Origin of the sequence: Halomonas sp. DP5Y7-2, from assembly GCF_019802025.1 — a bacterium.
GTDB lineage: Bacteria > Pseudomonadota > Gammaproteobacteria > Pseudomonadales > Halomonadaceae > Halomonas > Halomonas litopenaei_A.
Window position 1 is genome coordinate 551,420 of sequence record NZ_JAHVHY010000003.1, and the last position, 23,037, is coordinate 574,456.

Sequence of the window (23,037 nt, forward strand, 5' to 3'; positions counted from 1 at the left end):
ATCTCGAAAAGGGCTAGCGACAGATGAGCAACCAACAGCACGATCAGGACGAGCAGCAGACGGCGTCCGCCTCCGGCAAGCAAGGAGCACAGGCCGCGACCTCAGGCACGGAGCCCGCCAAGGGTGGTGCCGGCAGGGGAGGCGCCCAGCGGCGCTCGAGGCGTCGCGACAAGAACAACAGCAGCTCGACCGGGTCCGCCTCGCCGTCTTCCACCGCCGCGTCGGCCAGCAGCAAGAGTGGCTCTTCTGACAATGCGGCCGCGTCGAGCGCTGGCGACAAGGCGACCTCAGCGTCGAAAGATGCGGCCTCCAGTGCTACCACGTCGGCAGCCAAGCCAGCCGCTGATGCCAAGCCGCAAAGCGCGGACGCGTCTGCCTCCACCCAGTCGAGCGACTCCCGCTCCAAGACGTCTGCTTCTAGCTCTAGTGCATCGAGTTCAAGCGCATCGGACTCAGCCAAGACGAAGGCTGCCGCGACGGGTGCGACTTCCTCTGCGTCCACTGGCTCGTCCGGCGGCCGCGCCAAGGGTGGCTCCGCCGATAGCGGTGGAGGCGCGGCATCGACCAGCGCCACATCGACCTCTTCGGGCGGTTCCGGTGGAGGCAAGGCCGGTGTCGTTGCGCTGGTGTTGGTGCTGCTGTTGATCGCTGGTGTGGCCTTTGTCGGTTTCAAAGGGTGGCAGCTTCAGCAGGCCATGTCGGCCCGGATCGATCAGCTCAAGCAGAACACGCCGAGCCTGAGCGATGTCCAGGAGCTGTCATCACAGCTGGAAAGCGGGCTCAACGAGCGCCGCGAGACCATGGGGCAGGCGGTCGACGGGATCAAGAGTGATTTCGCGGACTACAAGTCCGACGTCAATCAGACGCTGGACCGTGTGCTGGCGGAACTCTCCAAGGAACAGAATGCCGATGAGCGCGACTGGCTTCATGCCGAGGCTGCCTATCTGCTGAGGCTGGCCAACCAGCGCCTGCAGCTGGAGCGCGACGTGGAAGGTGCCGCTGCCCTGCTGCGGACCGCAGACGCGCGCCTGGAAGAGGCTGATAACCCGGCGCTGGTGCCGGTGCGTCGTGCCATTGCCGAAGAGCTTGCCGCGCTGCAGTCGGTGCCCAAGGTGGACCGCACAGGGCTCTACCTGGCCCTGAACGCCCAGCAGGAGCAGATCGCCGGATTGCCGCTGGCCCAGGACATCGAGGAATTCACGGCGGATACCACCATCGAGGAGGCGCCGGCAGGGGCCTGGCAGGAGCAGCTCGCTCGGGTCGGGGAAGAACTCAAGGAGCTGGTGACGGTCCGTCATCATGACCAGGCTCTCGAGGCGCTGATCACCCCCGAGCAGGAATCCTACCTGCGTCAAAGCCTGCGTCTGGTCCTGGAGCAGTCGCAGCTGGCGCTGCTGAAGGAAGAAACCGGGCTGTACGAAGCGAGCCTCGACAAGGCCATCACCTTGCTTCAAGGCTACTACGATGGCGACAACGAGGCGGTGCAGGCGGTGATTGCACGCCTGGGTGAGCTGAAGAGCCAGGCCATTCGCCCCGAGCTTCCCGACATCAGTGCCTCCCAGCAAGCGCTGGCCAGGTTTATCGAGCAGCGCTTCGAGGCGGGTGCATCCGGCCAGGGAGGTAACGCATGAGAAAGCTGATCCTGCTCATCGTCGTTGGCCTTGCGGTCGGGGCGCTGTTCGGCCAGCTGATGATGTCCGTTCCTGGCTATTGGTTGGTCAGGGTGGGGGACACCTCCTTCCAGACCTCCTTCTGGTTCGGCCTGGTCATCCTGTTGGCGCTGTTCATCATTGTGCACTTTGCCTTGCGCGTTCTGGTGCGCATGAGTCGCCCGGTCAGCCGTTTCAAGGTGTGGAATTCTCGGGCCCGTAATCGCACCGCCATGAAGCGTACCGTGCGCGGGCTGGTCGCGCTGGCGGAAGGTCGCTGGAAGCGAGCCGAGAAGGCCCTGGTCAAGGCGGCGGACGACTCCAGCACGCCGTTGGTCAACTATTTGTCCGCGGCGCTGGCGGCTCACTACCAGGGACGCTACGACCAGGCCGATACGCTGCTCAAGCGTGCACATATTTCGACCGATGGGGCCGATCCTGCGGTAGGTATGATGCAGGCTCAGCTGATGCTGGACCGTCAGCAGTACGAAGAGGCGCTGGCGATTCTGACGCGTCTCGACCGGCACCTGCCGCGTCACCCGCAGGTACTCAAGCAGCTGAAAGCCGCGTACATCAGCGTCAGCGACTGGGATGGCCTGCGTCGCCTGCTGCCGCGCCTGGCTGACCAGCAGCTGATCTCTCGGGAAGAGCGTGAGGCACTGGAGCTGCAGGCCTATCGTGAGCTGATTCTCCAGGAAACGCGCAACCCCGAAGATATCGAGCGAGTGCGCAACCTGTGGTCCGACATGCCGGAGTACCTGCGCAGCAACGTCGACTTGCTGGTGCTGTACACCGAGACGCTGGTGCGTTGCAACGAGCAGGTGATTGCCGAGAAACTGCTGCGTCATTCGCTCAAATCCAACTGGGATAGCCGTCTGGTGCTGCGCTACGGCTTGCTGGGTGTGGATGCCTCGCGCCAACTGGTCACCGCCGAGAAATGGCTGCAGGAACGCCCCAATGATCCGGACCTGCTGTTGACCCTTGGTCGACTGGCCCTGCGCAATGCGTACTGGGGGAAGGCCCAGGAGTACTTCGAGGCGAGCCAGCGTCAGCGGCCGAGCGGCGTGGTCTGTGCAGAACTCGCACGGCTCTATGCCAACCTGGGTGAACACAACAAGAGCCAGCTCTACTATCGTCAGAGCGTCGAGCTTCTCGACAAGTCGTTGCCGTCACTACCGCAACCTAGCGACGCCCAGCAGGCCTGATCCCAGGACTGCGACCGACGCCGCAGAACGACCGCCAGGGGCGGGGCCAATAGGCCCCGCCCCTGGCGTTTGTGGGTCCTTGGCGGTCGCGCTGAACGTGGCCGAGCGTCACACAAGGCGCCCGAGCTCGTGGCAGGAGGCCTGCCATCTTCAGGTGCCGGATGAGCGCTGCCAGAAGCGGCATGGGAGTGGTTCCAGCGATAGGCGAGCAGCCAGGTGCTGCCAGGAACCGTATGGGGCAGGCGAGCCGCCTGGCGCCGGGTGGGAGATGCCGGGAGGTGTGTGTGGGGTAGGCGTTACCAGCAGCGAATAAAAGAGGGCGGCCCATGGGCCGCCCTCGCTGTTACTGAAGATCAGGTCAATTGCCTTCCGGGTCATAGTCACCGCGGAACTTGGCATTGGTTTCAGCGTACTCGCGGGTCTCGTGCTCGCGAGGGGCGTCGACGCTGCCTTCTTCTCCAGGTAGTGGCGCGGTATCTTTCTCCTTGCCGGTGGATACCACGTCCTTTTCGACCAGACGCAGGTTGGCGGCAGGTGCCTTGCCTTGCTTGTCTTCGCCGAAATAGACGGTGGTATGAGGGAAGGGAATCTCGATACCCGCCTCGTCCAGGTGCATCTTGACCAGGCGATTGTAGGCGCGCCCGATGGCCCACTGGTTGCCTGGTGTGGTCTTGATGCGGACACGAATGTTGACCGAGCTATCGGCCAGGGCGATGACACCCGCCACCTCGAGAGGCTCGAGAATTTCCGTCTTCCACTGGTCGTCCGACGACAGCTCGTCGAAGGCATTGCGCAGGGCAACGATCGCTTCATCCACGTTTTCGCGGTATGCCACACCGTATTCGCCGACATGGTAGGCAAAGCCACGCATGTAGTTGGACACCACATCCACACTGGAGAAGGGAACCAGGTGATAGGTGCCGTGCAGGTCACGAATACCCACCGAACGGATGCTGAGCTTTTCTGCGGTACCGGTAATACCGCCCAGGGTCACCACGTCACCCGTATTCATGGCGTTCTCTACCTGGATGAAGATACCGGTAATGATGTCCTGAACCAGTTTCTGCGCACCGAAACCGATAGCCAGACCCAGCACACCGGCACCGGCGATCAATGGCCCGATATTGATGCCGATCTCCGACAGCACGATCATTGCCGTCATGGTGACGATGGCAATCGCCAGGGCATTGCGGAACAGCGACAGCAAGGTCTGGGCCCGGGCAGATGGCATGCCACGGCCAGTGGAGGGGTTGAGCTTGTGCTCGATGAAGCTGGCCAGAGCGATCCAGGTGCCGGCAGCCACCACCAGGATAATGACCACATTGATGACCTGGCTGACCAGCAGGCGCCCGGCTTCTGACGCGTACCAGGTGGCCATGTCGAACACGCCCCAGGCATTGAGCAGCGCCATGGCGGCAACGATCAGGATCAATACGTTGACGATGCGCAGCAGGGTGGGCACGTAAGAGTTAAGCCGGGTTTCCAGCAGCGGCAGCTTCTTGTTGAGCTCGCTGGACAGGGTAATGCGGCGTCCTACTGCCTGTACCAGCAGCCGCGAGATCAGCATGGCCGCCAGCACGATGCCGAGGGTCTTCAGCGTGGCCATCAAGACAAATGGCAGAGCGTCCTCGGGACGTGTCAGGGTCAGTACCAGCACCACCGAGAAGTAGATGATGGCCCACAGGTGCCAGGTACGACCCAGCATACGCAGTGCCACGCCGGAGGCGGCCAGGCTGGAACGCACCGCAGAATCGAACAGCGCATCCCGCAGCTTGGTGCGGTTGATCAGTACCACGGTGATGGCATACAGGTAGGCACCGATCATGATCAGGGCGCCAATGCCCTCGCCGACACTGTAGGAAAGATAGGTGTTGATCAGCGGCACCACGACCATCAGGCCGTAGCCGGTCAGCCCGATCAGGCGCGCGATCCAGCGGTTCCAGTAGGACGCATTATCGGCGGAAATCGGCAGCAGGCGTAGCCCCTCGTAGCGGGAGGCGAACAACATCCGGACAGCCGCCTTCAGCAGCTCAATGACCAGGAAGGCGTTCAGGAACAGCGATGCCCTTGTCGACAGGCTTCCGGTTTCACCAATCGCGAAGGTGGCGGCCAGGTTGCCGCCCACGTAGGCAAGCCCGACCACAGCGGCGTCGACGATCACGGCCAGGACCACACACAGCACCAGCCGAATGGTCGGATTCAGCGTCTGACCATTCTGTGAATACTGGCTCAGGCGGGTGAACAGCGGCCTGACCAGTCGTCGGATGACCACGAACATGACGAAGGTGGCCAGAATCACCAGTCCGAGATTGATGGCCGCTTCGGTGAAGAGCTCGTAGTTGAGCTCACCTTCCGAGAAGGCGCCATTCACCATGGCTCCGAAGATATTGACCAGGTTCTCGAACTGAAAGCCAAATTCGGTGACGACGCGGCTGGTCATATCGGCCAGCTGTTTTGGCAAGGTCGCATCGGCCGCGGTATCGATGGCCGCGCCGCCGGCAGCTTGAGCCTGTTCCGGGGCGTTCTCCGCCATCTGGCGCAGCTGTTGGATCAGTTGGCTACGAGACTGCTCGTTTTCCAGCAGGTCAGCCAGGGTCGAATAGGCTGGGCCGTCGCCAGAAGCGTTTGCGGTGCCATCTCCATCCGCTTGCTGAGCAAAGGCTGGGCCAGCGAACAATATCAGGGCGAGCAGCAGCACGCGTGAGAGTCGAGAGCAGAGTCGTGAGGGCATCACGCAAACCTTCTCCTGTAATTGATGGAGCCTGAGGACAGGCGAGGGCATGATCGAGCGATTCTGGCGCAGGCTAACATGTTCGATCAGCGCTTGTACGTCATCAATGATGTACAAAACTTGTACGTATTGCCAATTCTGTGCCATATTGACGGTGAACGCATCCCATGCGCTTCATCCCTGCTAGGCAAGCACAAGTTCGCCGCCCTCCCGGGCGGCGTTTTTTTTCGCGTCCCTGCCAGGCGGGCACCTGCATTGAGAGCCTGCTTTGACAGAAACGTTCTGTGCCGTGCCGGTTTTGCGTAGCAAATCGCTCCCCGGATCTGCTGGTGTGTCGCCACGACAAAGGGCAGCCACTGGCTTACCATGACGCTTTTGTCGGAGCGCAAGGCGATGGATGGGTGGACGCTGACCAGTGTGGCGCTGGGAGGAGCCTTGGGTGGCATGGGGCGGCTGTTCGTCAGCCGCTGGGCAGCCTCGGCCTGGGGCAGCCGGTTTCCCTGGGGCACCATGCTGGTCAATCTGCTCGGTGCCCTGGTGATAGGTCTGCTGGCAAGCCTGCTGGAGGCCGGTTCAACGCTGGCGCTGATGCTGCTCACTGGGGTCATGGGTGGCTTCACCACGGTCTCTTCGTTCAGCCTGCAAACCCTCGACTTGTTGCGAGAAGGGCGCTTGATGGCGGCCATCGCAAACGTGGGCGTGACCTTGATCGTCGGCTTGTCGGCGGTGGCCGCCGGATGGATGCTGGGTAGCCTCATCGATGGCCTGCTGTTGGGCCGGGAGGCGCTCCCATGAGGATCCGACGCGAAGTGGCATGGCTGTATCTGGCCGTCGGGATGGGGAGCGCCCTGGGCGCGGTGTGTCGCCTCAGCGTCGGCATGATGGTGGCAGGGCTTGTCGCTTCTCCGTTTCCCTGGGCGACCCTGCTGGTCAATGTGCTGGGATCTTGGCTGATCGCCCGCTTTGCCACCCACGCGGGTCTGAGTGGCAGCCGGCGTCTGGCGCGTCTGCACCCTTGGGCGGTGGCAGGCTTCTGTGGTGGCTTTACTACCTTTTCCCTGTTCAGCCTGGAAGTGGCTGAACTGGTCATCGCAGGGCGCCCCGGCCTGGCCTTGGCCTACCTGACGGTGAGTGTTCCACTGTGGCTTGGGGCGGCCTGGGCAGGAGATGCCCGTGCACGCAGCGTATTGGCCCGACGCACGGCGGCGGTTGGCGCGAAGCGCGGCGAAGACTGAACGCAGCCAAGCTCGCCCCACAGGGGGTCTGGAGCGAGCTTGAAGGTCAGCTGTCGTCAGGGTTTTGTTGCTGCGTCGTGCTTGGACGATGCGCCCTTGCGGGACGTCTTGGTCGCTTTGTCAGCGTGCTTGTTCCTGGGTGTTTCTGCCGCGCTGAAGTGTTCTCTTACCAGACCCAGCAGTCCCTGGGTCGAGGCGTCGAAGTCCTGGCTGCGCTCGTCGATCTTCTCGCTGATCTCACCGGCAATCCGCTTGCCGAGCTGGACGCCCCACTGGTCAAAGGAATTGATGTTCCAGATCACTCCCTGGACGAACACCTTGTGCTCGTAAAGAGCGATCAAGGCGCCCAGGTTGCGCGGCGTCAATTCATCGAGCAGCAGCACACTGGAGGGTCGGTTACCTGGACAGCTGTAAGGATCCAGGTCGCCGCCCTGGCTACTGCCTTCCATGAAGGCGTTGGCCTGAGCCAGCATGTTGGTCAGCAGGGCGAAGTGGTGGTCCTCGACGCCGGGTTCCGGCTTGAGCGACGCGATAAAGTCGATGGGCACATAGCGAGTGCCCTGGTGCAGCAGCTGGAAGAAGGCATGCTGGCCGTTGGAGCCGGTCTGACCCCAGACAATGGGCCCGGTCTTGTAGTCCACGGGACGCCCGAAGATATCCACCGACTTGCCGTTGGATTCCATGTCGAGCTGCTGCAGGAAGGCGGGCAGCTGATGCAACGCCTGGTCGTAGGGCACGATGGCCTGGGTTTCGGCGCCGACAAAGTTGATGTACCAGATGCCGATCAGCGCCATCAGCACCGGCATGTTGTCGGACAGCGGCGCGGACAGGAAATGCTGGTCCATCTCGTAGGCGCCTTCGAGCATCTCGATGAAGCCGTCGTAGCCGATAGCCAGCGCGATAGGCAGGCCGATCGACGACCACATCGAGTAGCGTCCGCCGACCCAGGCCCAGAACTCAAAGACATTCTCTTCGCGGATGCCGAATTCCATGGCCGCTTTACGGTTGGTCGAGGCAGCGATGAAGTGAGCGCCGATGTCGGCATCATCACCCGCATTCTCGATGAACCAGCGACGGGCAGTACGCGCGTTGAGCAGGGTTTCCTGGGTCGAGAAGGTCTTGGTGGAGACGATGAACAAGGTGGTCGCCGGATCAAGGCTTCTCAGTACCTTCTGAATATGAGCGCCATCGACGTTGGAGACGAAATGGAAGTTCAGGTCCGCCTGTCGGTACTTGAGCAGCGCGCGGCTGGCCATGTTGGGCCCCAGGTCCGAGCCGCCGATGCCGATGTTGACGATGTCGCGGATACGCTCGCCGCTGTAGCCCTTCCAGGCGCCACTGCGCACTTCCTCGGAGAAGCGCTTGATCTGCTCGCGAGTGGCGTGGATTTCGGGCATCACATCCTTGCCGTCGGCAATGACCGGCGTGTCGCCCAGGTTGCGTAATGCGGTATGCAGGACCGGCCGGTCCTCGGTGACGTTGATGATATCGCCGGAGAACATCTGCGCGCGCCGCTGCACCAGGGCAGAGTGTTCTGCCAGCTCCATCAGCTTGTCGAGCACCTTGTCGGAGATCTGATGCTTGGAGTAGTCGAGAAAGAGCCCACCCACGCGCAGGCTCATCTTGTCGAATCGCTTGGGATCAGCGGCAAAGTAGTCACGGATGCGGTCGTTGGCGGTTTCTTCACGCAGCTTCAGCAGCGATTGCCAGGTCACGCTTCGGGTCAGTTGGAACACGGATGAATCCTCGATACGAATTAGTTGTTGTCACTACGAGAAGAAATCCACGCCTGGGCGTCGGGTATCCTCATCTCGTAGTCCTGGCCGAGCCAGGGGGAGCTCATCATGAAGTCGGCGCTGGAGGGATTGCAGGCCACCGGCACGTTCCACAGGGCAGCAAGGCGCAGCAGCGCCTTGACGTCAGGGTCGTGGGGCTGCGGCGAGAACGGATCCCAGAAAAAGATCAGCAGGTCTAACGCCTGTTCGGTGATCCTGGCGCCAATCTGCTGGTCACCGCCCAGCGGACCGCTCATCAACCCTTCCACGTCCAGTCCCAGGGTGTGGCTGAGACGGGCGGCCGTGGTCCCGGTGCCGACCAGCTGGTGCGCCGTCAAGGTGTCCTTCCAGCGTGAGGCCCAGTCCATCAGCTCCTGCTTCTTGCCATCGTGGGCGACCAGAGCGATGCGTTTACGAGCCGGGAGTACACGGCTGACTTCCTTGACGGGCTGAGACATGCGAGGCCTCCGATGAAAGGCGGGGTGAATGGTGTCACCATGTTCAGGGATACCATAGAGTGTTGAAGGTAATATTACTACGAAGATGCCGTGCGACTAAGGTATGAACCGCTAAGGCTCCAGAGCTGAATCGCAAGCAAGTTGGCGAATTACGGGAACTATTAGAGTGTCCTCTATCAATGTTCTGCTGAAAATGTTGTAAGTTTAGCAAAATAGTGCTTGAGTCCCGGCGCTGTCTGTACCACATTGGTGCCCACTGACGACGTCCTTGCGGGGGATGTGCAACTTCATCAATCCCGCCTACCGTCGAGCTCTATGGCCTTCACGCAAGATTGTTTTTCGCCGCTCAGGGGGATTTTCGCTATGACTCTCAAGGTTGCCATCAACGGATTTGGTCGCATCGGCCGCAATGTGCTTCGCGCGCTCTACGAGAACGGCTACCGGGATCGTATCGAGGTCGTGGCCATCAACGACCTGGGCGATCCGTCCCTCAACGCCCACTTGCTGCGTCATGATACGGCCCATGGACACTTTCCTTTCAAGGTAGAACATGACGAGGAAAGCTTGAGCGTCGACGGCGATCGTATCGCTATCCTGTCCGAACGTGATCCCGCCAGCCTTCCCTGGTCAACCCTTGGCGTGGACATCGTGATGGAGTGCACGGGGCTGTTCACCAAGCGTGCCGATGCCGGCAAGCACATTGACGCTGGTGCCGCCAAGGTGCTGGTGTCGGCGCCTAGCCCCGATGGCGACGCCACCATTGTCTTCGGCGTGAATGACAGCGTGCTCAAGGCCAGCGACATCATCGTCTCCAATGGCTCGTGCACCACCAACTGCCTGGCGCCGGTGGCCAAGGCGTTGAATGATGCCGTGGGCATCGAGAACGGTCTGATGACCACCGTTCACGCCTACACCAACGATCAGAACCTGTCCGACGTGTACCACACGGACCCCTACCGCGCGCGCAGTGCTACCCACTCCATGATCCCGACCAAGACCGGCGCCGCGGCGGCGGTGGGCAAGGTGCTGCCGGAGCTGAATGGCAAGCTGGATGGCCTGGCGGTGCGGGTGCCGGTCATCAATGTGTCGCTGGTCGACCTGGTGTTCACTGCCTCACGCGACACCACCAAGGAAGAGATCAACGAGATCGTCGCCAAGGCGGCGGCCAATTCTCCGGTACTTAACGTCAACGCCCAGCCGCTGGTGTCGATCGACTTCAACCACGATCCAGCCTCCTCGACCTTTGACGCCAACCACACCCGCGTCAACGGCCGCCTGGTCAAGGTCATGGCCTGGTACGACAACGAGTGGGGCTTCTCCAACCGCATGCTGGATACCGCCCTGGCGATGCAGGCCGCCAAGTAACGCCAGCAGGCAAGCGCCTCGCAGCTCAGCCAGCAAGCGAAACGCCGCTGCCCGCTGCCATAGGTGAGCATGGTGTGGCATGCTGGGGCCTGGGGTGCATGGTTACCCCGACCCCTGATAAAGACGCCGAAGCAGGCTTGCTTCGGCGTCGTCGTGCGCAAGGATCGCTATGCTTCCCGATTACTCCTGGCTCGCCTGGGGCCTGATCATCCTGTCCACCTATTTGACCGGTATTTCCAAGGGCGGCTTTGCCGGAGGGTTCGGCACCCTGTCGGTACCGCTGATGGCCTTGGCCATCGACCCCATCGCTGCTGCCGGCCTGTTGTTGCCCCTGCTGCTGGTGATGGATGGGCTGGCGGTCAAGGCCTGGTGGGGACACCAGGATATGGCCGAGGTGAAGCGGCTGATACCCGGCATGGCGATCGGCGTGGTAGTGGCGACCCTGGTGGCGGGCCGTCTCGATGAGGATCACGTCAGGCTGCTGCTCGGGGTGATTTCCTTGCTGTTCGTGGTCTACATGGTGCTCAAGCCGGCGGCTTCCAAGCCGATCGCCCCCCTTTGGGCCTGGCCTGCGGGCATTGCCACCGGCATCACCAGCTTTATTGCCCATGCCGGGGCGCCGCCGATGAACCTCTACCTGGTGCCCAGGCGACTGCCCAAGACCACCTTCATCGCCACCACCACTCTGGTGTTCGCCGCCGTCAACACCATGAAACTGCCACCCTACCTGTGGCTGGGCGAGATCAACCTCACCAGCATCTGGGCGTCGCTGGCGCTGGTGCCCGTGGCCTGGTTCGGCATCAAGAGCGGTCTGTGGTTGCAGCATCGGGTCAACGAGCGGCTGTTCTATCGCCTGGTGGTGCTAGCCATGGCGGTGGTGGGGGTTCAGTTGATCGTCAAGGCGCTGGGCTAGGGCTTGTTTGAAAAGTGCCTGCGCTCGGTAATACGGCGTTAAAAACCGGACCGAAATGCTCATTTACACCCCGTAAACTGCGCTTTCTCACCGATTTTTGCCTTGTCTAACCTTCGCTCGTCGACTTTTCGGGCAGCGCCTGGCGACGGGCTGTTGTGGGCTCACGCCGACATAAAGTCGTTCCAGCGTCTGACCAGGTAGTTGTGTTCGTCCATGACCGTGTTCCAGACGGCGATACGGCTCATGCGGGTCAGATAATCTCCGCCGTCGCGGACCTCGCCCTTGTGAATCATGCCGCACGGCCCTGAAGGGCCCGCGAGCTCCTCTGCCGCCGGCTTGCCCGCATACCAGAAGTCCCACTCGGCGGTGGTCAGGTGAGGACGTGTCAGCTCCGGCGTGGAAATATAGTAGCCCTGACGGGCCATCACCGCGCCGGGCCAGCCAGAGAGCCACCAGTTCATGTAGTCGTAGGCGGCGTCCAGGGTTCTGCCCGTGACACCTCGAGATAGCGACATACCGCCGTACCAGGCGCGGTACCCCTCCCGTGGCGCTGCCATGCGCACCTTGATCTGGCGCTGTTTTAGCGCCGTCATCGCTGGCGACCACAGGCTCTCGATGCCGACGCGGCCGCGCACCATATCCGAGGAGGCCTGATCCTGGTTGCTCCAGAAGGTGCGAAAGTGCTGCTTTCCCTTGAGGGTGATCAGGCAGTCAATCAGCGTATCGATGTCATTGACGCTCAGGTTGCCCAGATCCTCGAAGGTCACCAAGCCCGCTGCCTGGGCGGCCAGAGCCGCGTCAATGGCGCCGATGGCGCTATCGTTCTGCAGGCTGACCATGCCGCGCCAGCGCGGGTCCAGCAGCCAGGCCCAGCTCTCTTCTGCGTCGGAGAGCCCCTCCGGCAGCATGTCTAGACGGTAGCCAAAGCTGTCGACGTTGTGACTGACGGGCAACATGGTGATGTGTTCCGTCGGCCGTGGGCCACAGCTGCCGTCGGGCTGGACGTAGAGGCGGTCCACCGGATTGCCACCGGCACCTCTTGGGGCATGGGGCGTCAGGCGGCCGGTCTTGGGCAGGTCGTTGATGGACTCCCAGTGTTCCAGACGGCTCAGCTCGATCGGTTGAATGGCGCCCGCGGGCCATACGAAGTCGACGTTGTGGAACCACTGATCGTAGATATCAAAGCTGTCGGGGGCCAGCACGCCGGCTCTCTGGGCGGCTACGCCGTCCATCACCGTGAACTCCAGGCGCAGACCGAGATCTTCTCGGGCGCGCTCGCGAATACTCTCGAGCAGCGTCACTGAGGTGCCAAGCACACGCAGGGTCACGGGGCCACGTTGCACATAGGGGGCGTCGTGCTGGGTGTCAGGCATGCTGAATCCTTGGGCTGGGGTGATCGCTGATGCGCTCCATGAAGGTCGTCAGCGATTGTGTCACGCGCTCGGCATCGATGTCGCGGGTAATGAAGATCAGCTCCGAGTGACGGTCGTGCGCCGGCCACGTCTCGACATGCTCAGGCGGATGAATCGTGTGTTGGACGCCATGCAGCACGACCGGGCGGTCATCGCCGTGCACGTGAAGCACCCCCTTGACTCTGAGGATGTCACTGCCATGGCGATTAAGCAGCATGGACAGCCAGATACCGAGGCACGTCCAGTCCACGTCGCCTTCCAGGCCCAGTCGAAAGGAGCGGATGTTGCCAAGGTGGTCGGGGTCATGCCGGACGGGGTTGCGCCATGGCCCCAGCCAGTCCTTGACCTGCCCAGGGGTGAACCGCTGAAGGTGTGGGCCGCTGGCAAACAGGCTATCACTAGGCTGATCGAGGGCTTCCCTGCCCATCCGTTGAGCAGCGGGGTTGAGCGCCTCCAGCAGTGATTCGAGCTGTGTCAGCGCATGGTGCTCCACCAGGTCGGTCTTGCTGATCACCAGCTTGTCGGCCACGGCGACCTGAGCCTCCCAGACCGGGTGAGCGGCGCGGCTGTCGACGGCATTGACGGCATCCACCAGCGTCAGGTTGGTGCCGGGACGCAGGTGGTGTCGCAAGACCGGATCGGCGGTAATGGTGGAGGCGATCGGACCAGGATCGGCCAGGCCCGTGGTCTCCAGGATGATTCGTTTGAACGGTGGTATGTCGCCGTCCTGGCGTCGAGTCAGCAAGCGCCTGAGCGCCTCGGACAGCTCGCCGCGGATGGTGCAGCAGACGCAGCCACTGGAGAGCAGTACGGCATCTTCGGCAATATCACCGATCAGCCGGTCGTCGAGCCCCACGTCTCCGAATTCGTTGATCAGCACTGCGCTATCGCCAAATGCCTCACTGGCCAGGACCGACTTCAGCAGGGTGGTCTTGCCTGCACCGAGAAATCCGGAGATCACATGGACGGGGAGCAGGGGAGTGTTCTCGCTCATAAGGGAGTCTCGTGTCGCGCGATGGTGTCAGGCAAGAGACGCCAGAAAATCGGCATCCAACGGGTCCAGCTGGCGACCGCACATCTGCTCGGCCTGCTGCCAGACGCCACCCAGGTCCTGCACGATATCGCGCTTGCCGGTGGCGCTTGCCAACACGAAGCTGGCCGCCTGGAAGTCCTCGATGGTAATACGACTCGGCGCAAGTACCCGATTGATCAGGGTGACCCGGTAGGCACGGGCGCGCCTGCGCGCGAAGTGGGCCTGCTCGGGGTCCTCGATGGTGGTGCTCCAGTGGCTTTCGCCGCCGAATGCACCGCACAGTCCGCACAGTCCGCACATGCCAACCTCCGATGGCGCCGTCGGCGCCGAATGAATGTGATTTAGGCCGTCAGCGCCGAGCTGGCGGCAAGGGCCACCCGCAGCAGTGCTTCGTCCTCGCCGCAGGGTCCGCTCAGCTGCAGACTGGTGTGCTGGCGGTCGTCGTCACGTCCGCTGGGCAGCGCCACCGCTGGCGAGTCGAGCAGGCTTGCCACCATGCTCAGGCGCAGCGTCGCCAGATTGACCTCGGCGAAGTGCTCGGGGTCGGCTTCCAGCGGCGCGAGCAAGGGCGCCACATGCGCCACCGTGGGCGTCAGCAGGGTCGCGCCGGCAAGCTCCTCGCGCAGCCGAGTCTTGAGCGCCTGGCGCAGGCGGTACAGGCTGACCACGCTGTCCGGGGGCATCTGGCGGGCGGCCGCCAGGCGCTTGCGTACCCGAGGGTCCATGGCCTCGGCATCGGGGCCTTCCAGCAAGGCGCGATACTCGGTGTAGGCCTCCGCCGCCCCCAGCCAGCCGTGGCGGGCGATGGCCTCCAGGGTGCCGGCGACGCTGGCCACGCGGCGACGGATGATGTGGAAGCCGGCGTCCTCAAGGCGGCTGGCGCAGGCCTCCAGATTGTCGCCCACGGCGCGGGATACCCTCGGGTCGTCGAGGCAGCCTGTATCGAGCACGATCACCGACTGTTCGGGCGCGGCGGCGGCGCGGGCCAGCGGCGCGCTTCCGCGCATCGTGTCGTCGATGGCCAGGCAGTCCTCGAGGGTGGTGGCGATGACGCCGATGGTGTCCAGGCTGTCGGCCAGCGGTGTCACGCCCTGGCGCGAGTGGCGGGCCTGGGAGGGGCGATAGGACACCAGCCCATTGAAGGCCGCCGGGACGCGCAATGAGCCCGCGGTGTCGGTGCCGATGGCGGCGGGCACGATGCCTGCCGCGACCGCCACCGCAGAGCCTGAGCTCGAGCCGCCGGGCGCCCGTGGCTCGGCGCCGGCTGGCGTATGGTGCGGTGTGCCAAAGTGCGGGTTCAGGCCCAGCCCCGAGTAGGCGATCTCGGTGAGGTTGGTCTTGCCGATGCCGACCATGCCCGCGCCGGCTGTGTGGCGTACCGCCTCGGCGTCGCGCGCGGCCGGCGTCTTGCCCAGCACCTTGCCGCCGGCGGTGGTGGCGGTGCCGACGATATCGAACAGATCCTTCCAGGCCAGCGGCACACCGTCGAGCGGTCCGCGCAGGGTGCCCGAGCGCTGACGCTGGGCACAGGCCTCGGCCTCCACCAGAGCGCGTTGCTCGGTCAGCGAGATAAAGACGGCGTCACTGTCGGCGGCCCGGGTCAGGCATTGGCGGGTCAGCGCGACCGGATCGAGTTCGCCGCGTCGGATGGCCTCGCCGATGGCCAGGGCGGTGAAGGGGGAGGCAGGCATGCACGTCTCCTGTTGCGGTTGGTGGGCGCCGCCGCGGGCGGCACCAGACGACGACTCAGCGATCCTCGCGCTTGAGCGCGGAGTCGGGGATGTCACCGGTTTCCAGGCGTTCGAAGCGTCCCTGCTCGGTATAGACCCAGTTGCGTCCCACCGAGGTGGCCAGGAAGCGGTCATCAAAGCCTGAGCGGATCTCCTCCTGAGGGTACCGGCGCAGGATCCAGGCCTTCATCAGTACCACATAGACCACCAGGGCGGTGACGAAACCCACGGCGTAGGCATACTCGAGAAAGATCAGCGCGAGAGTGCCACCGGCGAGCCAGGCAATCAGCCCTGCGGGATTGAAGCCACCACAGAAACGGAACTGCCCTGCAGGATCAAACAGCGCGGGTACATTGAGGCGACGCCGGCGCAGCAGATAGTAGTCAGCCACCATGATGCCCCCGACGGCAGACAGCACGGCGCCGTAGTAGCTCAGAAAGGTGAACAGGTTATCGAGAATCAGCCATGGCATTGACGCGGTGCCGACCACCCCCGCGATGACCAGCGCGACCGGATAGCTGACCCTTGGCGCCCCGGCATTGACGAAGGTCAGGGCCGCCGGAATCAGGTTGGCAGCATTGTTGGTCGACCATTGGGCCAGGATCACCATGGCCAGCAGCGCAATCAGGGTGAAGCCGCCGCCTTGGCCCTGGATGACGGTGACCGGGTTCCAGTCGCCCGCCGCAATAAAGGAGACGCCGCCGATCAGTGCAATCCAGGCTTGTGTGGCGGGCAGCGCCAGGAACTGCGCCACGAAGACGTTGCGGTTGCGCTGGAAGAAGCTTCTGGCACCCGCCTCGGTCTTCAGAAAGCGGGTGAGGTTGGGGATATCGACGGCGAGCGCCGACCAGAAAGCCATGTTGGCGAAGAACAGTCCCAGCGCCGCCACGTCCTGATCGCCGGCAAAGGTCCAGATGTTGATGCCTTGGGTCTCGGCCAGTACGTCCAGGGTGAAGTACATCCATACCGAGATGGCCACGATGCAGGGCGCGGCGATCGACGCCAGCAGCTCTACCGCGCGGATACCGAGGGCGGTATTGACGATCTGCACGACGGCGAACAGCAGGTACCAGAGCACCCAGTTGTCGAGGCCCCACAGGTATTCGACGATGCCGTTGAGGGCCAGCGCCCCCAGGTACGTTTGGACGCCGAACCAGATAGCCGCGACGATGCCGCGTGATACGGCGGGCAGGTGGGTGCCCTTGAGGCCGAAGGGAGCGCGCAGATAGACCGCGAACGACAGGCCGTGCTCGGTCCCGATATCGGCCGTCAGGCTCATCACCACGCCCAGGACCAGGTTGGCCAGGAAGATGATGGCGACCACCTGGACCAGTGGCAGGCCAGCGACACCGCCAGCGCCTAGCTGGAAGGTGGCGATGATGACGGCCATGCCGATCCAGAGCCAGATGAAGCCCAGAAAGCCGATGGTGCGCTGATTGAGCCATACCGGCAGGATCGCCGCCTCCAGCAGATGATCGCTGGCGTTGGCCGAGGAGGGCGTCGTCGCTTGAGATGACGTACCGGAGCGCGTCGAAGGGGCAGGGGGCGGCGATGTGTGTTGAGTGCTTGTCATGGTATCGCACCTGGGTGTGAAAGGTTGTTGTTGGGAGCGATAGCGCCGGAGAGGGGAGGAGATCTCTCAAGGTCGCGTAAATGCAGTATGGATACAAAAACCATTTTTTGACAAGCTTTGCCTCTAGCCTTAAGCCGCATTTGGTACGGAAAGTAAATGCAATAGGCTGTTTTTTCGGCATAGTAGAGCCCCGGCGCGAGCGCTCCAGATGGGATCGGGCGTGGATGGCCGGGCTGCTTTCGTCGACAGGTGTCATTTTGAGCGGGTCGAAAGGGGTGGCATGAGCTGCCAGACTATGGGGCTGCCTTGCGGCAGGGTGGATCGCCAATGACAGGGAGGGCGACGTCTGAATACGGCAGAAAAGACCAGCACGCACGGTGGGGGGCGCCCGCCGCGCTATGCAATGATTCAGGATTCGCTGCGGGACGCCATACGTTCAGGCCGTGTCGCGCCCAATCAGGTGTTGTTGGAAGGACCGCTGGCACGGTTGTTCGGGACCAGTCGCGGGCCGGTACGCAAGGCGCTGGAGCTGCTGCACGAACAAGGGGTGATCAGCCGCTTTGAAGGGCGTGGCTTTGTGGCAACGCCGCACCCTGGGGCCGTGTCCCCCGCCCGGGAGCCGTTGACGGCTGAGCGCTTGGGGCTGTGTGACGACCAGGCGCCGGTGGTAGACACAAGGCCCGCGGCTGAGCGGATTTACGCTGCAGTGGAAGAGGCGGTGGCGACGTGCCTCGCCTTTGGCCATTTTCGCATCGTGGAAACCACCCTCAGCGAGCACTATGGGGTCAGCAGGACGGTGGCACGCGAGGTGCTGGGGCGGCTGCGTAGCCAGCGACTGATCGAGAAGGATCGCCACTCGCACTGGTTGGCAGGCCCGCTGACGGCACAGGCCGTGGCCGAGGACTACGAGATCAGGATCCTGCTTGAGCCGGCGGCACTGAAGGCTTCGGGGCCGCATCTGGCGCGTGACGAGCTCGAGGCCATGCAGGCACGGGTGCAGCAGCTGATCGATGCGCCTGAACAACAGAGCGCTGCGACCCTTGCGCGGCTGGAGCAGGATCTGCATCAGCACTGCCTGCGTCACTACCGCAATCGCAAGGCCGGCGAGATGATTGCCCAGAGCCAGCTGCCGGTGATGGTCAATCGCATGTTCTTCCAGGTGTTGGGGGTGCCAAGCGATGAGCCGCTGCTGGTAGAGCACAAGCTTGTCATCGATCACCTGCTATATGGCGCCTTCGATGCTGCCGCCTCCAGCCTGCAATCACACCTCCAGGCCGCCGCTGAGCGTACCCGGCGTCGCCTCAAGGTGCTGTCAGTGTTTCCTGAACCTGAACTGCCGCCTTACCTGCAGCGCATCGTATGATCCCTGGCGGTGGCGATCTCCCCTGTTGCTGCTGACGTCGGGTCTCCGGCGTCGCTATCTCTCTAGCATGACCGGCAGCCGCTGACCTCTCGTTCTGCTGTCGCTGTCGCTGTCGCTGTCGCTGGCGCTGGCGCTTCTGGGGCTGTGGCTCAGCCCCTGTGGCTTTCCCTCTCTCTTTTCCCTCTCCCTCTATCCCCCTTCTGCTTCCACTGATGCTTGCCGCGGCTGCGTCATGCTGGGGCACTGAAAAATGTCATCGGAATGCGATGATCAAAAAAATGACGTTCTGCGTTTTTATCCGTTCCTGCGCTTTCTCTTTTTTCGACTTTAGTTGTATTTCTTGCGAGTCCCAAGATTCCCGGTGCTTCTTTCCTGTTGTTTCTATTTTGTTGAGAAAAAAGGCGTTAGTGCGTTCTTTGCGGTGGATGAGAGCGTCTTTCGATGGATCCCTTAAGCCTCTCAAGCGGAAAGCCACTGTCTTGACAAAAATGACCTTTGTATCCAGTCTTCAATTGAAAGGCGATGTTCTGGAGAGGTGAGCTGCGCTCTATCCCGTGTCCAGATGCCCATGGCGTGGCCGGTTTCGCCAACAGATCTCAATAACTCCAAGTGACAAGACGAGGTTTACACGATGGCCAAGAAAGAAATTCTCTGTGCGTTTGGTGTCGACGTGGATGCCGTGGCCGGCTGGCTCGGCTCCTATGGCGGCGAAGATTCACCGGACGATATCTCCCGCGGGCTGTTCGCTGGCGAGGTCGGCGCCCCCCGACTGCTCAAGCTGTTCGAACGCTACAACCTCAAGACCACCTGGTTCATTCCCGGCCACAGCATCGAGACCTTCCCCGAGCAGATGAAGGCAGTGGTCGACGCGGGTCATGAAGTCGGCGTGCACGGCTACAGCCACGAGAACCCCATCGCCATGACCCGCGAGCAGGAGCGCGATGTCCTTGATCACAGCATCGAGCTGGTGACCAAGCTGTCCGGCAAGCGCCCCACTGGCTATGTCGCTCCATGGTGGGAGTTCAGTCCGGTGACCAACGAGCTGTTGCTCGAGCGGGGCATCAAGTACGACCACAGCCTGATGCACAATGACTTTCATCCGTACTACGTGCGTGTAGGCGACTCCTGGACCAAGATCGATTACTCCAAGTCCGCCAAGGAGTGGATGAAGCCCCTTGAGCGGGGTGAGGAAACGGATCTGATCGAGATTCCCGCCAATTGGTACCTCGATGACCTGCCGCCGATGATGTTCATCAAGAAGTCTCCCAACAGCCACGGCTTTGTCAGCCCGCGGCAGCTGGGCGAGATGTGGCAGGACCAGTTTGACTGGGTCTACCGCGAGAATGACTACGCAGTATTCACCATGACCATTCACCCCGACGTCTCCGGCCGTCCTCAGGTGCTGATGATGCTCGAGCGACTGATCGAGCACATGCAGAGCCACGAGGGCGTGCGCTTCTGCACCTTCGACGAAATCGCCGACGACTTCGCCAAGCGCCACCCCAGAACCTGAACGAACCGAAGGGATGCTCTCGCTCGGCGCCGTTGCCGGGCGAGCCACCAAGCCTTCACGTTTCGCCCCGCCTGACCTTCACACCACAACGATAACGAACAAAGGGTGACGTCGATGACTGAACCAACCTCCACTGTGTCCTCCAGTGCCCCTGGCACGGCTCCCGCCGACGCAGAAGCCCCCTGGAACGCGGTCATAACCAAGAAACAGATTGGCTATGCCTCTCTGGTCTGCTTTATCGCCTGGGTGGCGTCGGTCTACGACTACACCCTGTTTGGCACCTTGCTGCCGGTGATCGCCGAGGACTTCGGTTGGACCACCGCCAAGGCCACTGCCGTCAATACTTGGGCCACCATCGGGGTCTTTCTGGTCTCGCTGGTGGTCGGCACGATGCTCGATCGCTTCGGTCGCAAGAAGACCCTGATCTTTCTGGTGATCGGGGGCGCGGTGAGCTCGGGTCTGTCGGGGATCGCCATCGGTGCAGCGTCCATGGTGATCATCCGCGCCTTCTCTGGCTTTGCGGTCTCTGAAGAGGTGGTCAATGCCGTCTACCTGAACGAGATCTACAAGAAGGCCAAGGGCCGTGGCTTCATGTACAGCCTGGTGCAGAGTGGCTGGCCGGTCGGTGCCCTGCTGGCCGCCGGCATGACCTCGCTACTGCTGCCGATCGTCGGCTGGCGCGGCAGCTTCTTCGTGGCCGCCTGTGCCTCGATCATTGTCATCGTGATGGCGATCAAGCTGCCGGAATCCCCTGTCTTTGCCGCCATCAAGGAAGTCGAGCGCCGGCGCAAGGCGGGTGACGACAGCGGGGCGGCGAGCCTTGCGGCCGAACACGACATCGAGGTCAACAATGGCGAGAACCTGGGACTCAAGGGCGTGTTCTCGCCAGAGCTGCGTCGCCACACCATCTCCCTTTCGCTGGTCTGGCTGTTCAGCTGGATGGCGATCCAGGTGTTTGCGGTGTTGGGTACCACAGTGCTGGTCGAGGCCAAGGGTGTCAGCTTCGAGAGTTCCCTGTATGTCCTGATCCTGGCGAACGCGGTGGGCTTTGTCGGCTACCTCAGTCATGGCTGGGTAGGTGATCGTATCGGGCGTCGCAATACCGTGTTGCTGGGCTTTCTGCTCGGGGGCATCGCCAGCATGCTGATGCTGCTGGGGCCGGCGACCGATGGCTTCGTCTATGCCATGTACGCGGTCACCCTGTTCTTCCTGCTCGGCCCGTTCGCCGCCATCCTGTTCTACATGGGGGAGTCCTTTCCGGCTCACGTGCGTGGCACCGGCGCCAACGTCGCCCACGTCATGGCGCCGGTGGGAGCGATCATCGGTTCCGGGCTGGTGTCACTGCTGCTGACCGCTGGTGTCAGCATGACCTGGGCGGCGATTCTGGCCGGCTCACTGCCGCTGCTGCTTAGTGGTCTATTGATGTTCGGTACGCGTCAGGTCGATCACCGCGAAGAGGATGTTCTCAAGGAGGTGGCAGCATGAGTCGCTTGATTCGTGACGATGGACTGGAAGGCAAGGTCGCCATGATCTCTGGTGCGGCCAGTGGCATCGGGCAAGCCCTGGCGGTCAGTTATGCCAAGGCGGGGGTCAAGGTGGTTGCTGGCTATTATCCGGGCGACCCCCATGATGTCGAGACCACCGTTGCCGCGGTGCGAGAAGCCGGCGGCGAGTGCCTGGCGGTGGCGGTGGACGTACGTGATGGCGAGCAGTGTGATGCGCTCGCCCAGGCCGCCGTCGAGCACTTTGGGCGACTGGATATTGCGGTTGCAGGCGCGGGAATCCTGCGCCAGGCCGCGCTGGAAGACCTCACCGACGATGCCTGGAATGACATGCTGTCGGTGGACCTGACCGGGGTCATGCGGATCTTCCGCTCCGCCGCCAGGGTGATGACCGGGCCTGGCGCCATGGTCGCGGTGTCCTCCATCGCCGGGGGCGTGTATGGCTGGGATGACCATGCCCACTATGCCGCCGCCAAGAGTGGCCTGGTGGGGCTGGTGAAGTCTCTGGCGGTGGAGCTCGCCCCACGAGGTATTCGCGTCAACACCCTGATTCCCGGATTGATCGAGACCCCGCAGTCATTGGACCCGGTCAACTCCCTGGGGCCGGAAGGCCTGGCGGCGGCAGGCAAGGTGATTCCCGCTGGACGTGTTGGGCACGCCGATGAGGTCGCCCGCACGGTGCGCTTTCTGACCAGCGATGACGCCTCTTACGTCACCGGACAGCAGCTGATTGTCGACGGCGGCCTGACCGTGCGCTGGCCCAGCTGACACCCTTGCGGGGGTGGGCCAGCTCACCCCCGACTTTCCCCAGAGGAGGATCGTTGCATGACACTCAAGCTTGAAGGCAAGGTGGCTCTGGTGGTGGGAGGTGGCAGCGGTATCGGTCGCGCCATTGCCTCGCTGTTTCACGCCGAGGGCGCCGTCGTTGCGCTGGCGGATCGTAACGCCGATGCCTGCGCTCAGCTGGCCGATGAGCTCGATGCGCGGGCCAGCGTCCACCGCGTGGATGTCTCCGACGAGGCCTCGGTGGCGGCCATGGTCGATGAGGTGATCGGCCGCCATCAACGCATCGACGTGCTGGTCAACAGCGCCGGAATACTCGACGAAACGCCGTTTCTGGAGATGAGTGCGGACACCTTTGACCGCATGATTGGCATCAACCTGCGCGGGGTCTTTCTGGTCAGCCGAGCCGTGGCGCCACACATGGTGGAGCGCAGGAACGGACGCATCATCAATGTGGCTTCACAGCTGGCGCTCAAGGGCGGCACGGGGCTGTCCCACTACTGCGCGGCCAAGGCCGGGGTGCTGGGGCTGACCAAGTCCATGGCCCGGGACCTTGCTCCCTACAACGTGCTGACCAATGCGATTGCCCCTGGCCCTATCCTGACCCCGATGCTGGAAGGGCTGAGCCCGGAATGGATCGCCGACAAGGAAGCCGAATTGCCCCTCGGGCGTTTCGGCAGAGCCGAGGAGGTGGCGCCTTCGGCGCTGATGCTGGCGGCGTCGCCGGACGGTGATCTGTATCTTGGCCAGACGCTTGGGCCCAACAGTGGCGACGTGATGTAGCCATCGTCCACGGG

General features: G+C 62.8%; 20 protein-coding genes. 11 read left to right on the forward strand and 9 right to left on the reverse strand.

Going from position 1 to position 23,037, the window contains the following annotated elements:
- Positions 1–43: 43 nt before the first annotated feature.
- Positions 44–607, reverse strand: coding sequence for a hypothetical protein (locus KUW18_RS19730; RefSeq protein WP_261396433.1), 564 nt, complete (start codon positions 605–607; stop codon positions 44–46).
- A 19-nt stretch (positions 608–626) separates the two neighbouring features.
- Between KUW18_RS19730 and KUW18_RS19735 the strand changes: the two genes are divergently transcribed.
- Both KUW18_RS19735 and KUW18_RS06100 read left to right on the forward strand, forming a co-directional pair.
- Positions 627–1,631, forward strand: coding sequence for a uroporphyrinogen-III C-methyltransferase (locus tag KUW18_RS19735; RefSeq protein WP_224851901.1), 1,005 nt, complete (start codon positions 627–629; stop codon positions 1,629–1,631).
- The gene (locus KUW18_RS06100; RefSeq protein WP_206942309.1) at positions 1,628–2,854 is read left to right on the forward strand and encodes a heme biosynthesis HemY N-terminal domain-containing protein; all 1,227 of its coding nucleotides are present in this window, start codon (positions 1,628–1,630) and stop codon (positions 2,852–2,854) included. Before KUW18_RS19735 ends, KUW18_RS06100 begins: the two co-directional genes overlap by 4 nt.
- A gap of 358 nt (positions 2,855–3,212) precedes the next feature.
- On the opposite strand, the gene ybiO is transcribed toward KUW18_RS06100, so the two are convergent.
- On the reverse strand, positions 3,213–5,585 hold the full coding sequence (gene ybiO, locus KUW18_RS06105; RefSeq protein ID WP_222560998.1) for a mechanosensitive channel protein: 2,373 nt from the start codon (positions 5,583–5,585) through the stop codon (positions 3,213–3,215).
- Between the two features lie 366 nt (positions 5,586–5,951).
- On the opposite strand from ybiO, the gene crcB reads away from it, so the two are divergent.
- Complete coding sequence (gene crcB / locus KUW18_RS06110; protein WP_261396434.1) at positions 5,952–6,380, forward strand: fluoride efflux transporter CrcB; 429 nt, start codon at positions 5,952–5,954, stop codon at positions 6,378–6,380.
- Positions 6,377–6,820, forward strand: a complete 444-nt coding sequence (locus KUW18_RS06115) for a fluoride efflux transporter FluC (protein ID WP_206942313.1) — start codon at positions 6,377–6,379, stop codon at positions 6,818–6,820. Before crcB ends, KUW18_RS06115 begins: the two co-directional genes overlap by 4 nt.
- 56 nt (positions 6,821–6,876) lie before the next feature.
- On the opposite strand, the gene pgi is transcribed toward KUW18_RS06115, so the two are convergent.
- Both pgi and KUW18_RS06125 read right to left on the reverse strand, forming a co-directional pair.
- Entirely contained in the window at positions 6,877–8,556 is a 1,680-nt protein-coding gene (gene pgi / locus KUW18_RS06120; protein ID WP_222560999.1) for a glucose-6-phosphate isomerase, read from the reverse strand.
- A gap of 20 nt (positions 8,557–8,576) precedes the next feature.
- The gene (locus tag KUW18_RS06125; protein WP_222162175.1) at positions 8,577–9,053 is read right to left on the reverse strand and encodes a methylglyoxal synthase; all 477 of its coding nucleotides are present in this window, start codon (positions 9,051–9,053) and stop codon (positions 8,577–8,579) included.
- Between the two features lie 363 nt (positions 9,054–9,416).
- Here KUW18_RS06125 and gap point away from each other — a divergent pair, with 363 nt between their 5' ends.
- Both gap and KUW18_RS06135 read left to right on the forward strand, forming a co-directional pair.
- Positions 9,417–10,418, forward strand: coding sequence for a type I glyceraldehyde-3-phosphate dehydrogenase (gap, locus tag KUW18_RS06130; protein ID WP_222484353.1), 1,002 nt, complete (start codon positions 9,417–9,419; stop codon positions 10,416–10,418).
- A gap of 169 nt (positions 10,419–10,587) precedes the next feature.
- On the forward strand, positions 10,588–11,331 hold the full coding sequence (locus KUW18_RS06135; RefSeq protein ID WP_206942319.1) for a sulfite exporter TauE/SafE family protein: 744 nt from the start codon (positions 10,588–10,590) through the stop codon (positions 11,329–11,331).
- A 161-nt stretch (positions 11,332–11,492) separates the two neighbouring features.
- Here the strand turns inward: KUW18_RS06135 and KUW18_RS06140 are convergent, their stop codons facing one another.
- The 5 genes from KUW18_RS06140 to KUW18_RS06160 are packed head-to-tail and all read right to left on the reverse strand — an operon-like array spanning position 11,493 to position 17,079.
- Positions 11,493–12,704 carry a PotD/PotF family extracellular solute-binding protein gene (locus KUW18_RS06140; RefSeq protein WP_261396104.1) on the reverse strand — a complete coding sequence of 404 codons (1,212 nt, stop codon included), beginning with the start codon at positions 12,702–12,704 and terminating at the stop codon, positions 11,493–11,495.
- Positions 12,697–13,737: a CobW family GTP-binding protein gene (locus KUW18_RS06145; RefSeq protein ID WP_222162172.1), complete on the reverse strand. Its 1,041-nt coding sequence runs from the start codon at positions 13,735–13,737 to the stop codon at positions 12,697–12,699. The genes KUW18_RS06140 and KUW18_RS06145 overlap by 8 nt, the downstream gene beginning before the upstream one ends.
- 27 nt (positions 13,738–13,764) lie before the next feature.
- Complete coding sequence (locus KUW18_RS06150) at positions 13,765–14,076, reverse strand: hypothetical protein (protein WP_222561000.1); 312 nt, start codon at positions 14,074–14,076, stop codon at positions 13,765–13,767.
- Positions 14,077–14,117: 41 nt separating this feature from the next.
- Entirely contained in the window at positions 14,118–15,467 is a 1,350-nt protein-coding gene (locus tag KUW18_RS06155) for an amidase family protein (protein ID WP_222561001.1), read from the reverse strand.
- A gap of 55 nt (positions 15,468–15,522) precedes the next feature.
- Positions 15,523–17,079, reverse strand: coding sequence for an NCS1 family transporter (locus KUW18_RS06160; RefSeq protein ID WP_224907803.1), 1,557 nt, complete (start codon positions 17,077–17,079; stop codon positions 15,523–15,525).
- 403 nt (positions 17,080–17,482) lie between these two features.
- Here KUW18_RS06160 and KUW18_RS06165 point away from each other — a divergent pair, with 403 nt between their 5' ends.
- The 5 genes from KUW18_RS06165 to KUW18_RS06185 all read left to right on the forward strand — a co-directional run bounded on the left by KUW18_RS06165 (position 17,483) and on the right by KUW18_RS06185 (position 23,023).
- Positions 17,483–18,442, forward strand: a complete 960-nt coding sequence (locus KUW18_RS06165) for a GntR family transcriptional regulator (protein WP_222561002.1) — start codon at positions 17,483–17,485, stop codon at positions 18,440–18,442.
- A 631-nt stretch (positions 18,443–19,073) separates the two neighbouring features.
- On the forward strand, positions 19,074–19,955 hold the full coding sequence (locus tag KUW18_RS06170) for a polysaccharide deacetylase family protein (RefSeq protein ID WP_206942328.1): 882 nt from the start codon (positions 19,074–19,076) through the stop codon (positions 19,953–19,955).
- 114 nt (positions 19,956–20,069) lie between these two features.
- Complete coding sequence (locus KUW18_RS06175; RefSeq protein ID WP_206942330.1) at positions 20,070–21,440, forward strand: MFS transporter; 1,371 nt, start codon at positions 20,070–20,072, stop codon at positions 21,438–21,440.
- Positions 21,437–22,225 carry an SDR family NAD(P)-dependent oxidoreductase gene (locus tag KUW18_RS06180; RefSeq protein ID WP_222561003.1) on the forward strand — a complete coding sequence of 263 codons (789 nt, stop codon included), beginning with the start codon at positions 21,437–21,439 and terminating at the stop codon, positions 22,223–22,225. Before KUW18_RS06175 ends, KUW18_RS06180 begins: the two co-directional genes overlap by 4 nt.
- Positions 22,226–22,282: 57 nt before the next feature.
- A complete protein-coding gene (locus KUW18_RS06185) occupies positions 22,283–23,023 on the forward strand; it encodes an SDR family NAD(P)-dependent oxidoreductase (RefSeq protein WP_206942334.1) in 741 nt (246 codons plus the stop codon).
- Positions 23,024–23,037: the final 14 nt, after the last annotated feature.